This window comes from Flavobacterium rivuli WB 3.3-2 = DSM 21788, assembly GCF_000378485.1.
Taxonomy (GTDB): Bacteria; Bacteroidota; Bacteroidia; order Flavobacteriales; family Flavobacteriaceae; genus Flavobacterium; species Flavobacterium rivuli.
Window position 1 is genome coordinate 310,699 of the sequence record NZ_KB899967.1, and the last position, 13,174, is coordinate 323,872.

A 13,174-nucleotide genomic window follows, 5' to 3' on the forward strand; every position below is an offset into this window, starting at 1 on the left:
TGTTAAAATTAATATAATAATTCTAACAAAATCAAAAAAAGTAACCAAATAATAGTTTGATAATCTTAAATTAATAACGCCACTCCCGCTGCTTATTTAATTCCTCTTCAGTTTCTAAAACCTCCAGCGGAATCACTTTTAAAAAGCTTGGGTGCTGTTCTATGGCATATTCTATTTTTTCTACTATCTCTTCTACAGTGTCGTTATCATAATCAATATGCAACGGCTCTTTAATTATAAACGACTGTAGTATACCTTTCTTCTTGGTTCGCAAACCTTTCTTGTCAAAAGACCTCCTAAAGCCATCAATCACAATAGGCACAACAATAGGCCTGTGTTGCTTTATTATGTGTGCCGTGCCCTTCCTGATGGGTTTAAACGGCTTTGTGGTTCCCTGCGGAAAAGTTATGACCCAGCCATCATTAAGGGCTATCCTTATATTCTCGGTATCGTTAGGGTTAACATCACGCTTTACATCTTCGCCTTTAGCACGCCAGGTACGTTCTACGGTAATAGCGCCGGCATAAGCAAGTATGCGCGGCAGCAACCCGGCCTTCATAGTCTCTTTAGCCGCAACATAATATATATTAAGCTTAGAGTCCCACAGGTAGCCCACGTTGTTTATATTATCTTCCCTGCCCTTAAGGCTGGCATTAAACACATGAAACATCGCCACAACATCGGCAAAATACGTTTGGTGGTTCGATATAAAGAGGACATTAGTATCCGGCAGTTCCCTGATAATTTCAGACCCATCTATTTTAAGCTGGTTAAAACCACGGTAACGTCGGTGAGTAAGCGACCCTAAAATAAGTATAAGCCATCTCTTTAAAAAAAGGATATGGCCAAAGGGGTTTCTTTTAAATAAGCCCATATAAGTAACGGTGTAAGGCACAAAACTACAAAATCCCTGCTATTTTAACGCCATTTTTATAGTTTCTTTAAGTTCGCTTAATATCATGGCCGTTGCGCCCCATACAAGGTGCTCCCCTATCTTAAATGCAGGTACAGATGTAGTTTGCGAATATGATGTTTGCATTACAGTATTTATCACCGTGGCATCATCAAGAAAAACATCCAGCGGTAGTTCTATCAGTTCCTGCACTTCATCGGGGTTAGGCTTAAAAACGGGTTCATTTAAGGACAGCCCTAAAAATGGCGCCACTAAAAAGTTACTTGGTGGGATGTAAATTTCTGTAAACGGCATTACTACATCAATATCAGTTTGCAGCACCCCTATTTCTTCCCATGTTTCACGCAGTGCTGTATCTTTTAAGTCCTTATCATATCCTTCTGCCTTGCCGCCGGGAAAAGATATTTGTGCCGAATGGATACCGGGATAAGTATTGCGCTTTATAAGCACTAACGTAGCCTGCCCTCTTTTAGGATAAAACAACATCATAACTGCCGACCGCCGGGGGTTGTTGTTATTATAATATTCGGGGCTTAACGTGGCAACCCTTTCTAATGGCGCCATTTTAATGTGTGCAGTTACCGCTGGTAACGGCTGAGTTAGTATCTTTGGGATATATTTTATAAATTCGGTAAAAAGCATTTTGTAAACGTATATATGGTAAACCCTAAAGGTACTTTATAAAATGCATTATAAAAACAAAAAACATGTTTAGCAAAGCAGAGGCGCAACAATTAAAAAAAGAATTCTGGATAGCATTTGCAGAGGCCTACCCTCGTAAATGGATGTTATATGATACAAAAATTAAAGATGTAACTTTTAAATTTTATGTAGATAATAAAAAAGCCCATGTATTGCTTGAGATTGAACCTAAGGAAGATGAAAAAAGAAAGATATATTTTGAGAAAATAGAATCCTTAAAATCTATATTGCTCGAAGAATTTTTGCCTGAAGCTGTTTTTGAAAAAAATTTTTACCAGGAGAGTGGTAAAATAACAAGCCGTATCTGGGTAGAGCTTACCGGTATAAGCGTTTTTAATATGGCGAGCTGGGCAGTAATCTTCAGGTTCTTTAATATTAACATGGATGCTTTTGAGCGCTTTTTTTATGAGTATGAAGATTACATTAAAGATCTTGATATTAATACATAGACAATTTAAATATTAATGGCTGCAGTTGTGCAGCCATTTTAGTTAATACCAAATGTCAATTTTAATAGTTCGGATATTTTATCACGCAAAGGCGCAGAGCCGCAAAGTTTCTATCCTAAATCAGTATCGTTACCAGTAAACTCATTTCCGCTTTGCGACTCTGCGTCTTTGCGTGACGTTCTTAACTCATTGAACTATACTATTTATTCAAATGGCATATAATACTACAGGTACCAAAAAAATCCCCTCCAGTAACCGAGGGGATTTTCAAATTAGTTAGACTAAACCAAACTATCGTAGCATGGAGAAGTGACCTTTTAGCTCCCTGCCGTCTTCTCTTGTAACCACAAACCAGTAATCTGTTGAAGGAAGTTGGATGCCATTAAGAGTACCGTCCCAACCTTGGCTGGTTGGTCCGAAAGCGGTTATAAGCTTGCCATAACGGTCAAAGATAGTAACTTTAAAGTGTGGCTCTTTAACAGAGTTTTTAATAAACCATGTCTCGTTCACACCGTCACCGTTTGGCGTAAAGTAATTTGGGTAATCTAACAAAACAATTTCTTTAGATGTAACTCCGCAGCCATTGGCATCTTTTACAAAAACATTGTAAACGCCAGGCTCAAGTCCATAAAATGTATTACTACTCTGGTAAACCCTTCCATCTATAGAGTACAATACATTATCCTCTCCGGAAGTATGTACTGTTATAGTATTATCGTGGCTTGTCCAGTCTGTTGATTCTATTTCTGTTATTGTTGGGGTAAATGATTCTGTAATTACCACTTCAGCACTTGCAGGGCAGCCAAGGCTGTTACCATACGTTTTTGTAGCTGTTACTGTATATGTTCCCGGCTCTTTTACAAATATTGTCCTTGTAATTTCGCCTGTAGACCATAAGTATTTATTGTAACCGGCGTTAGCAGTAAGCGATATCATTTCGCCATTACATATTTGTCCTTCAGTAGTTATAACCGGTTCAGGATTTTCGCCAGAGAATACCCTGAACGATTTTATATCTGCACGGCACAGGTTAATAACATTGTGAGCCAGCCTTGCATAGATCGTATCTCCCGATGTAGCATTGTAAAATTCCGGTAAAGCCTGTACATTGTTTTCGGCATCAGCATACGTTGCATGGTAAGACACGGTGTATAATGAGCTAAATAATGAGCCAAGTACTTCAGGGTTTTTATCTGTTAAGTGGTACAGGTGTGTAGCAGTTGTACCGGCATCAATACACTCTACCATATCTGAAGGCTGAGAAGCATCGCTTATAGAAGGCAGTGTGCGCACATCAAAAGATTTCTGTATAACATTACCACACGCATCCTGAATTTTAAATACATACTCTGCAGGGGCAAGGTTTACAAATACGTTGCTCGCACCATTATCAAAATTAAAGTTTGCACCATTCTTTTTAACTATTTTAAATGATGTAGGGTATCCTGTAACCTCTATCATTATATCGTTTGGCCTGTCTAAACATGCAAGGTTGTAAGCCGTTGTAACTTTAAACTCTTCAGTATATTCAAACCTTTTTAATTCGCTAACACATAGTGTGTTTTCGGCAGATGCATTGCTGTATGATTCGAATTTTTTAATAACCCTGAAAGAGCCGGAAAAGTTAAGGTTACTTCTAAGTGTGTTGTTAGCTAATCTTATAGCATTATCAGTTGCCGGTTCTGTACCTTCTACATAGTTGCTTGCGCTTCCGTTAGGGTGTCCCCATTTAGCTGTTACTGTATTATATTTTTGCAACCAGTATGTAGCAGCCTCTGTGCCATTACTTGCATCTTCAACTTTTACAGAGAAGCTACCGCACTGAGGTGTAAATGTTACACTATTTACAGGGGCAGTATAGCCTTCTACAATAACCGGCCTTTCTTTTTCTACATCACATATATCTGTAGCTTTAAAAATATAGTTACCTTCTGGCAGGTTATTCATGTAAAGAGCTCCCTGCTCGTTAATTAACGATGTAACATCATAAGGATAGCTGTGCTGAAAATTAGCCGGGCCCGAAACGATAGATGCTCTTATAAGAATTCCGTTACCACTCCTAAAGCGTACTGTACCAATACCTGCCTCGCAAGATGGCAATGAGTTGCTGTTAAAGTTTTTATCCTGGTATACTGGTACTATAACCGTTTTTTCATATTCAAAGCCACAGTCATCTTTAAATTTAATTGTGTATGACCCTAAAGGCATATTTATTAATTTTATAGCGCCCGCGCCTGTAATAAAACTGTCAATATTTTCTTCTAACGTGTGGGTTAAAACATATTCTGCAGGTGCAGCAGTTATAGTGGCACTAATAATTTTAGTAAGTGGCACACTTATATTTATTCCGCCAAATAATGAGAAACATCCATTGTTGTAAGCGCTCGTAGCCGGCACAGGTTTTACAAACCTTATTAGTATAGATTTTGTAACAGATCTCCCACACTCATCAGTAACAGTAACTTCATAGTTTCCAAAAGGCACTGATTGGCGTGCACTGCCAAAGTCAATCTGGCTTACAGTAAACCTGTCATTTACCGCAGCGTTATAATCAACCGGGTTAAAGCCAGCAGGTCCAGTTACAGTAATTGTGTAAGAACCGGTAAATTTTTTAGTGTTCACTCTAAGAAATTTTTCTGCACACGGAGCATCACCTGTACCCAGAGATAAAGCTATGTCCTGGTCAACCGCCGTATCAGCCCTTTCGTATGCAATACCACAGTTGTCTATAACTTTAATATCATACGTATATTCCTGGTCAGTATAACGAGGCAACACCCTTGATACCGTAAGCGAAGTTTCAGGACCTGTAGGTACAACCTGCTCCATAACGATACTGTTACCGCCAATGTCCATAGCACTTAGCGTGTGGCTTATGGTTAACGGGTAGCTTATAGTTCCGGCAGAAGGAGTTATTATATTATTAACCGTGATAGAATCGCACAAAGGGTTAACGGCATCAGGATAAGAAGCAGCAGAAATATTAAGCACACTACTTGTTAATGATAACGTATAGGTTCTTACCGTACCTACACCACAATCGTTAAATGCTCTTACATTATAAGTACCCTCTGCCATATCGTTAAATACTGTAGAACTTTGCAAAGGCCTGGTCATAGGGCCAGATAGTATCTCGCACTGTGCAATATGCCCGGAAGACGCACTCAGGGTCATACTTGCACCCGTTTCGCAATTTAGGTTAGATGAAGAAACCGTAAACCCAAACGAAGATATTTCGTTATTTATAGTTACCGTTTGCGTTTTAGAATTTTGCATACTCCCTAAAGACTGTAATGCAACAACCCTATAGTTACCTGCCGAAAGGCCTCCTATATAATTAGCTTCTAAAATTGCAATTGCATTATTTACATCCGGTAAAAGATATACCTTATATAATAACGAAGAATTAGGTGTGGTATTAGCTACAGCAAATGTTAGCGACCCGTTGCCTAAACAAGTTTCGTTAGTTTTGTTAATCGTTAAGTTAAAATCAGATAACTGTGCGTTAAGTGTTAGTGTAAAAAAAGCAAAAAACAGTAATGCGGTGTGTCTAAGTTTTTCCATAGTGCTTAAGTATTTTTCAATTTCATAATTACCAGTTTTTTTGTAGGAACAATTTTATCCATTCACTGATCAATCAAATCATTTACATTACAATGATAACAAAATTTACTATATAAATACTTGAATATTAAGTAGTTGAGTCTACAATTGAACGGAATTATTTGCATTATTCATTTTTTGAATACAGCAACGAAAACACAAAACTCTGATTATAAAGCATTTAAAAAACAAACAGTTTTTAATTAACAATTTTATGAATAATGTTAAAACATGAATAATCAGGCATTTTTTTTTGAAAAAAATATAAATGGATGCGATATTATCATTAAATTAAATATTTGAATAAATAATATTTAATGAAATCGATAATTTGTTGAATTAAAAAAGCGGTCAAAATTCAACTTTATGTATCAAATGAATGAAAAAAAGCCCGAAAAGGGTTTACTAAAAAAAAGTTAAACAAAAAAAAGCGCATTTAAGAGTATTTTAAATACTAAACATAGCCAAATTCCCTTTGTTTATCGGCATTTTTAATCGACGAAATGCATTTTTTGAATATATGCACATTTAGCTCATCCTACAAAATCAATAATTCATTATTAAATATTATTAGCTCCATACATAATATCAAACTCTCATTTATGATTTATAGCAAATAATGAACACGCATTTTACACCTTTATATATATGTATAATAAATCTTGCCAAAATACACATCTCTTTAAAGTGTGATAATACACACAAGCATGTGATTTTAAAAACCGATTTAATTATTTACATAGAAGACGTGCACTTACACCTGCCAAAAGCAGTATTAAAAATCATTAACGCCCTACAGCACAAAACAGGAATGCATACCCTTGCAGAATATATAGTAAAGGAACGAATTTGATTCAGGTCATTTTCTCATTTTCATAAGCCTGCAGTATGAAGCCGAAGCCGTGCACCAGCAGGAAGGCCTGAAAGCCGATGCCGATGATACAGAACTTGCAGAGGAGTAAAAAGCGAAGGAGTAGGAATGGTTATTTATTTTTAGCCAACGCAGAAATATATCACTCATTCAGTATAATGTACGCAGGTAGAAAATTACTGCTAATAGAGCTTTAACTATTTCAAGTCTGTTGCCTTTTTAAAAATCCCATATTACTGAATTAGTTCAGATTTTATATATGAGTTATTAAATGTAAGTAATCACTCTCTGGATATCTTTTTTAAAAACTCATTACTTCCACTATATTGAATCAATTTCAGTTTCAACATTTCAACATTAAGTACATTACCTGCTGAACAAGGTATATCATCCTTTACATTATAATTTATACAATTATATATTGCATTACCCATGATTACATCACCTTGCTTTACAATGTCTGTTATAACAACATCTTTAGACAGGAGTTTTTCAGTTAGATATTTTACAGCATCCAGATTAGTTTGGGAATTTTCGTAGAGCTTCGTATCTGTTAAAGTAACAGTATATGATTTGCTACCACTTATAATAGTAAAATTATTTGCAGAATTAATTTTACTTACCATACCAGTCATGCTTACCTGAGCGGTACAACTGATACAGAAAATTAATATTAACAAGCTAATTATCTTTCTCATATTATTCTATTCACGATAACCTTATTAATTATTACTCCAACCTGTAGGATATTTTTTATTATTACTTGTTTCATAGGAGTTTTGAAAATAATTAGAAGTTTTTATATTCCGCCGCTACTTGATTAGTAAAGAAATAAAATTTCTTCTATAATTATATTTGTAGGATCAAGATATATTTTATAATACCCAATAATTTTATCTTCTATAATTAAGTCATGACAAACTTCCGTTAAGGGTACCGGGAGAAGTTTATGATCGACTACATATGATATATATTTCTGTTGCAGCATTAATAAACTTTTATCTATATCTTCAATTTCTGAAGGCTCAATTGAATTATATGCTGCAATACCAAGGCTATAAAAATACTTCTTTTTTAAATCTGACAATTCCATTTCTCATATTGGATTTTCGATACTTATTGCTTTTAATGTTCGGGATATTCTGTTTAGGTCGTAAGCAGTTATTTGTTGCTGCAAATGATGACTTAGTACTATTATTATCAACCCTATATAGCGAAATAAGCAATTTCATCGTTAAAGCATTTAACCTCTATCCTGTTCTTATCAAATACAATTTCTTTAAAAATATCAGGTAGGTAAAGTGTCTCGATTATGGTAAATGTTACCAATTCAATTCTAATAATTGAAAGCTCTGTTATTACATATAGATAATCTTCATATAATTTCGTTAGATAAAAAAAGTAGTCTAACAATAAATTAGTAACAATACTATTTTTATTAAAATCAATTATAGCAAAATTCAAATCTATTCCAAGAGAATAAACATTTTCTGATACTTCATTTATCTCTGGAGTAATTAAGTCACTTTGCCATCCAAATTTAAATGAAATTTCTTCATTGAAGATTATTCCGTAGCATCTTGGACGTTCAGTGTTAAAAAGTAATATTGAGCCCGTTTCTCTAAAATCTGATTCACTAATTGCTTTAAATTCTACTTTCATAAAGTCTTTTAAGTTTTGGGATAGTAGTATATATAGTTGGACTCCCACAAAGCTAATATAAAACAAAAAAGCCCCCTATTGGGAGCTTTCTGTTTATTAATTCGTGTATCTCTTAGTTAAGAGATGCTACGTGCCTTGTAAGTTTTGATTTAAGGTTTGAAGCCTTATTAGCATGGATGATGTTTTTCTTAGCTAATTTATCAATCATAGAAACAACAGATGGAAGTTTACCTGTAGCTTCAGTCTTGTCAGTAGCTAAACGTATTGCCTTTATAGCATTACGAGTAGTTTTGTGCTGATACTTGTTCAACACCCTTTTCTTTTCGTTTGTCCTTATTCTTTTTAAAGCTGACTTATGATTTGCCATTTTTTCTTAACTTAATGTCTTTGTTATATTTTATTGTAGTCCGTAGGGGAATCGAACCCCTGTTACCAGGATGAAAACCTGGCGTCCTAACCCCTAGACGAACGGACCGATTGTTTTGCTAAAACAGTAACCGGATTATCCCGAACCTGTAATTTGTAGCCCGTGGGGGAATCGAACCCCCCTTACCAGGATGAAAACCTGGCGTCCTAACCGATAGACGAACGGGCCATTTTGTTTCTCTAATGCGGATGCAAAGATACAACTGTTTTTTACTTCTGCAATAGTTGAAACAAAAATTTTCAAAAAAAATTAATACGCCTTTGCAAACAGCACCCTTCCCACGCTTGGAGCCCCAGTATATACACAGGTTCCCGCTTCTTCCTTACGGTCCAAGGCAATGCAGCGAATGGTCGCTTTTGTAAGCTCTTTAATCTTTTCTTCGGTGGCTGTGGTACCATCCCAATGAGCTGATATAAAGCCTGTTTTATTCTCTAAAACGTCTTTAAATTCATCAAAGGTATTTACCTCTGTAATATGGCTGTCCCTAAAATTTAGCGCCTTGTTAAACAATGCTGCCTGCATTTCTTCGAGCAAATCGCTAATGTGGCTCACAATATCGGCACTAATTACGGTTTCTTTAGTAAGGGTATCACGCCTTGCAACTTCAAACGTGCCATTGGCAAGGTCGTTTGGCCCTATAGCAACACGCACCGGCACACCTTTAAGCTCGTACTCGGCAAACTTAAAGCCCGGTTTGTGCGTATCCCTGTCGTCATATTTTACGGTAATGCCCAGTTTCCTTAAGCGTGCCATAAGCTGTTTTGCTTCGGCAGATATGGCTTCAAACTGTTCGTCGCCTTTATAAATAGGCACAATAACCACTTGTATAGGCGCCAGGTTAGGTGGCAGCACAAGGCCGTTATCATCGCTATGGGTCATTACAAGTGCTCCCATAAGCCTTGTAGAGACACCCCATGAGGTAGCCCATACATAGTCCTGCTTACCTTCTTTATTGGCAAACTTCACATCGAACGCCTTGGCAAAATTTTGGCCTAAAAAGTGCGAGGTACCTGCTTGCAGTGCTTTACCGTCCTGCATTAAAGCCTCAATACAATAGGTTTCTATAGCACCGGCAAAACGCTCATTGGCTGTCTTGATTCCTTTTATAACCGGTATAGCCATAAAGTTCTGCGCAAAATCAGCATAAACGTTCATCATCTGTTCTGCTTCAGCAACAGCTTCGGTTTCAGTAGCGTGGGCAGTATGCCCCTCCTGCCAAAGAAATTCGGCAGTACGTAAAAACAGCCTTGTACGCATTTCCCAGCGCACTACGTTAGCCCACTGGTTTATAAGCAGCGGCAGGTCGCGATACGATTGTATCCAGCCTTTATAGGTATTCCATATTATTGTTTCAGATGTTGGGCGCACAATAAGCTCTTCTTCCAGCTTTGCATCGGGGTCTACCTCAATAGTTTTTCCGTCGGCAGCGGTGCGCAGCCTGTAATGGGTAACAACAGCACACTCTTTGGCAAAGCCATCTACGTGGCTGGCCTCTTTGCTAAAAAAAGATTTGGGTATAAACAGCGGGAAGTAAGCATTCTGGTGGCCTGTTTCTTTAAACATCCTGTCCAGTTCTGCCTGCATTTTTTCCCATATTGCATAGCCGTAGGGCTTTATCACCATACATCCTCTAACTGCTGAGTTTTCAGCAAGGTCTGCTTTTACAACCAGTTCATTATACCACTTGGAATAATCTTCCGATCGCTTTGTTAAATTCTTACTCATTATATTTAATTTGGCACAAAAATTGTTTAACTTTAATTGTATAAATAGTTTAGCAAAACTAACTATTTTTGTATGGTGAACAATAAAAAAATGCAGAGATATGAAAACTGAATACTTAAACCTCCGCAGGATTTCCCTTTTTTCCTTAATGGGATTTCTTGGCTGGGCTGCAACTTCCTGCAGTTCTTACCAAAACACATCGGCTAACGACAGCGATGGTGTTTACGGCTCTGTGCCGCGCGACCGTAATAACGACCCTGTTTATAAATACAACGACGGCTCTGTACAACAATACAGGGATGGCGATAACAGTGGGCAAAATACCGGTTATGCCACTTATTTTAACTCATTGCAGGATCAATACCCTGTTTTAACCGATGTAGATAACTACAGTACTTATAATGATACTGTTGTAAGCGTACAAAACCAAAATGTAGACGCTTATGGCGGCTGGGGCGAAAGTACAGATAATGTTACCGTAAATGTATATGGCGGCAATGGCTACGGTTATGGTGGCTGGGGCGGTTACGGCGGCTGGGGCTACCCATACTATGGGGGCTGGGGCTATGGCGGTTACGGTGGCTGGGGTCTTGGCTACGGCTGGGGCGGCGGTTATGGCGGCTGGGGACTTGGCTTTGGCTGGGGCGGCGGCTGGGCCACACCATACTATGGCGGTTGGGGCTACGGTGGTGGTTATTACAATGGCTACTACGGCAACAATTATTACAACTATGGCCGTAATACGGGCAGGAGCAATATGGCTTACCCCCGTAATAACGGTATAGCTGGCAGGTCATCTTATGCAGGTGGGCGTGGCGTTGCAAACTATGGCGGCAGGTCGGCAATTGGTAACGCAGCAGGCAGGTCGGGTTATGCAGGCGGCAGGTCTACAATAAGCACTACACGATTTAACAACGGCAGGAACAGCACAGGCATAGTACGCTCTAACAACGGCGGAACACGATATGATAACGCCGGCAGAAATAATGGAGTAGCACCATCCCGCAACTCATTTAACAACTCATCACGCGGTTACAATAACGGCGGCACAAGAAGTTACTCACCGGCAAGTGCACCATCACGCAGCAGCAGCCCAAGCTTTAGCGCACCATCACGCAGCAGCGGAGGCGGTGGCGGCTTTGGCGGAGGAAGATCATCTGGCGGTGGCGGAGGCGGCGGTTCTCGCGGTGGCGGGGGCGGCGGTGGCGGCCGAAGAGGCTAATAAACCCATACAGTCCCATGTTAATGTGCTTTGCAATAACATGGGACTATTTTTTTTAACCGATTAATCAAGCTATGAAAAAATATTTATTTTGCGCTGCAATTATGCTTGCAGCAACAGCAGCACACGCACAGCAGGACCTTAACAGTGCTGCCGATGCCCTGCGATATACACAGGATAACCTTACCGGTACGGCACGTTTTCGTGCTATGAGTGGTGCTTTTGGTGCCGTGGGTGGAGATATGTCTTCTATAGGTGTAAATCCTGCGGGGTCGGCCATTTTTTTATATAACAGTGGTACTGCTACTGTAAGCAGCTATAACGTAAGCAATAAAGCAAATTATTTTGGCACTTCGCAAAAGCAGAATGACAACAGTTTCGACCTTAATCAGGTAGGTGCCGTGTTTGTTTTTAACAATGCTAAAGAGGGTGCTTTTATGAACAAGTTTACCCTTGGCTTTAACTATGAAAATACTAATAGTTTCGAGAATACACTTAACATTCGCGGTGTTAACCCTACCAACTCGTTAGACCGCTATTTTTTACGCTACGCAAATGGCATAGGTAACGAAGGGCCTGTTGCAGATGAAGTGCTTAGCGGTAACAGCAACGACTATGTGAGCTATAGTTTTATAGACCAGCAGGCTTACCTGGGTTACAACGCTTATGTTTTTGACCCTAATACCAGCCCCGTAGGAGCGCCTTATGTAAGCAATGTGCCTGCAAGAGGTAACTATTACCAGGAAAGCTATATAAATACTACGGGCTTTAATGGCAAAGTGGCACTTAACTTTGCCGCACAACTGAAAGAAAAATTATATGTGGGTGCTAACATTAATGTGCATTTTGCCGACTATATTAATACCACCAGCCTGTATGAAGACACTAATAACCCCAATACAACAGGGTTGCAATGGTACCAGTTAGACACAAGGCGCTATACGTATGGCGGCGGAGTATCGTTTAACGTGGGGGCTATTGCTAAAGTTACCGAGGCTTTTCGGGTAGGGCTTGCTTATGAATCGCCTACATGGTTAAGGCTGCAGGATGAAATTACCCAGAGCGTTACCGCTAATAATGATGGCACTACCACGGGCTACAACCCCGGCGCTACATTTGTTACAGACGATTACACTATAAAATCGCCTTCTAAATATACAGGAAGCCTTGCTTATATTTTTGGCAAAAGCGGACTTCTAAGCGTAGATTATGCCCTGAGAAATTACGGCAACACAAAATATACCGGTAATAAATATACTGCCCTTAATACAGAGCTTGCCAACACCCTTGACTGGGCCGGCGAACTGCGCATAGGTGGCGAATACCGCATTAAAGCTTTTAGCCTTAGAGGCGGTTACCGCTACCAGCAAAGCCCTTATAAAAATAGCGGCAGCGTGGGCGGGCTAACCGGCGCTACGGCAGGTTTTGGTTTTGCACTGGGCGGAGGTTCCCGCTTAGACCTTGCCTACTCATGGTACCAGCGTAAAACAAATACTGCACTGTTTACACCAGGCTTAACCGATGCCGCAAGGGTAAACACTACAGGCAACAACATTATATTATCATACACAATAGACTTATAGTTTTTCATCTTACTATA

The 13,174-nt window shown here is 38.9% G+C and carries 11 protein-coding genes and 2 tRNA genes; 3 read left to right on the forward strand and 10 right to left on the reverse strand.

Going from position 1 to position 13,174, the window contains the following annotated elements:
* Positions 1-70: 70 nt before the first annotated feature.
* Positions 71-874 (reverse strand): lysophospholipid acyltransferase family protein, encoded by an 804-nt coding sequence (locus tag F565_RS0104870; protein WP_020212079.1) that lies wholly within the window; start codon positions 872-874, stop codon positions 71-73.
* Between the two features lie 39 nt (positions 875-913).
* On the reverse strand, positions 914-1,555 hold the full coding sequence (locus F565_RS0104875; RefSeq protein WP_020212080.1) for an NUDIX hydrolase: 642 nt from the start codon (positions 1,553-1,555) through the stop codon (positions 914-916).
* Between the two features lie 65 nt (positions 1,556-1,620).
* Between F565_RS0104875 and F565_RS0104880 the strand changes: the two genes are divergently transcribed.
* Positions 1,621-2,064 carry a DUF4268 domain-containing protein gene (locus F565_RS0104880; RefSeq protein ID WP_020212081.1) on the forward strand — a complete coding sequence of 148 codons (444 nt, stop codon included), beginning with the start codon at positions 1,621-1,623 and terminating at the stop codon, positions 2,062-2,064.
* 291 nt (positions 2,065-2,355) lie between these two features.
* On the opposite strand, the gene F565_RS0104885 is transcribed toward F565_RS0104880, so the two are convergent.
* From F565_RS0104885 to proS, 8 genes are all read right to left on the reverse strand, one after another.
* Positions 2,356-5,628, reverse strand: coding sequence for a T9SS type B sorting domain-containing protein (locus F565_RS0104885; RefSeq protein WP_020212082.1), 3,273 nt, complete (start codon positions 5,626-5,628; stop codon positions 2,356-2,358).
* Between the two features lie 1,191 nt (positions 5,629-6,819).
* Positions 6,820-7,236: a hypothetical protein gene (locus F565_RS0104895; RefSeq protein WP_156113881.1), complete on the reverse strand. Its 417-nt coding sequence runs from the start codon at positions 7,234-7,236 to the stop codon at positions 6,820-6,822.
* 122 nt (positions 7,237-7,358) lie between these two features.
* On the reverse strand, positions 7,359-7,631 hold the full coding sequence (locus tag F565_RS0104900; protein WP_020212085.1) for a hypothetical protein: 273 nt from the start codon (positions 7,629-7,631) through the stop codon (positions 7,359-7,361).
* Positions 7,632-7,744: 113 nt separating this feature from the next.
* Positions 7,745-8,200, reverse strand: a complete 456-nt coding sequence (locus F565_RS0104905; RefSeq protein WP_154652532.1) for a hypothetical protein — start codon at positions 8,198-8,200, stop codon at positions 7,745-7,747.
* 112 nt (positions 8,201-8,312) lie between these two features.
* Complete coding sequence (gene rpsT / locus F565_RS0104910; RefSeq protein ID WP_020212087.1) at positions 8,313-8,567, reverse strand: 30S ribosomal protein S20; 255 nt, start codon at positions 8,565-8,567, stop codon at positions 8,313-8,315.
* Between the two features lie 36 nt (positions 8,568-8,603).
* Positions 8,604-8,675: transfer RNA gene (locus tag F565_RS0104915), tRNA-Glu, on the reverse strand.
* 48 nt (positions 8,676-8,723) lie between these two features.
* A tRNA-Glu gene (locus tag F565_RS0104920) sits at positions 8,724-8,795 on the reverse strand.
* Positions 8,796-8,876: 81 nt separating this feature from the next.
* On the reverse strand, positions 8,877-10,352 hold the full coding sequence (gene proS / locus F565_RS0104925) for a proline--tRNA ligase (protein ID WP_020212088.1): 1,476 nt from the start codon (positions 10,350-10,352) through the stop codon (positions 8,877-8,879).
* A gap of 100 nt (positions 10,353-10,452) precedes the next feature.
* Here proS and F565_RS0104930 point away from each other — a divergent pair, with 100 nt between their 5' ends.
* Both F565_RS0104930 and F565_RS0104935 read left to right on the forward strand, forming a co-directional pair.
* On the forward strand, positions 10,453-11,574 hold the full coding sequence (locus F565_RS0104930; protein WP_020212089.1) for a hypothetical protein: 1,122 nt from the start codon (positions 10,453-10,455) through the stop codon (positions 11,572-11,574).
* 74 nt (positions 11,575-11,648) lie between these two features.
* Positions 11,649-13,157: an outer membrane protein transport protein gene (locus F565_RS0104935; protein WP_020212090.1), complete on the forward strand. Its 1,509-nt coding sequence runs from the start codon at positions 11,649-11,651 to the stop codon at positions 13,155-13,157.
* Positions 13,158-13,174 lie beyond the last annotated feature (17 nt).

Excerpts from the sequence above, each read along its gene's own strand:
- F565_RS0104880 (WP_020212081.1), top strand. The coding sequence starts at position 1,621 with ATGTTTAGCAAAGCAGAGGCGCAACAATTAAAAAAAGAATTCTGGATA.
- rpsT (WP_020212087.1), bottom strand. The coding sequence starts at position 8,567 with ATGGCAAATCATAAGTCAGCTTTAAAAAGAATAAGGACAAACGAAAAG.
- F565_RS0104875 (WP_020212080.1), bottom strand. The coding sequence starts at position 1,555 with ATGCTTTTTACCGAATTTATAAAATATATCCCAAAGATACTAACTCAG.
- F565_RS0104870 (WP_020212079.1), bottom strand. The coding sequence starts at position 874 with ATGGGCTTATTTAAAAGAAACCCCTTTGGCCATATCCTTTTTTTAAAG.
- F565_RS0104905 (WP_154652532.1), bottom strand. The coding sequence starts at position 8,200 with ATGAAAGTAGAATTTAAAGCAATTAGTGAATCAGATTTTAGAGAAACG.
- F565_RS0104885 (WP_020212082.1), bottom strand. The coding sequence starts at position 5,628 with ATGGAAAAACTTAGACACACCGCATTACTGTTTTTTGCTTTTTTTACA.
- F565_RS0104930 (WP_020212089.1), top strand. The coding sequence starts at position 10,453 with ATGAAAACTGAATACTTAAACCTCCGCAGGATTTCCCTTTTTTCCTTA.
- proS (WP_020212088.1), bottom strand. The coding sequence starts at position 10,352 with ATGAGTAAGAATTTAACAAAGCGATCGGAAGATTATTCCAAGTGGTAT.
- F565_RS0104900 (WP_020212085.1), bottom strand. The coding sequence starts at position 7,631 with ATGGAATTGTCAGATTTAAAAAAGAAGTATTTTTATAGCCTTGGTATT.
- F565_RS0104895 (WP_156113881.1), bottom strand. The coding sequence starts at position 7,236 with ATGAGAAAGATAATTAGCTTGTTAATATTAATTTTCTGTATCAGTTGT.
- F565_RS0104935 (WP_020212090.1), top strand. The coding sequence starts at position 11,649 with ATGAAAAAATATTTATTTTGCGCTGCAATTATGCTTGCAGCAACAGCA.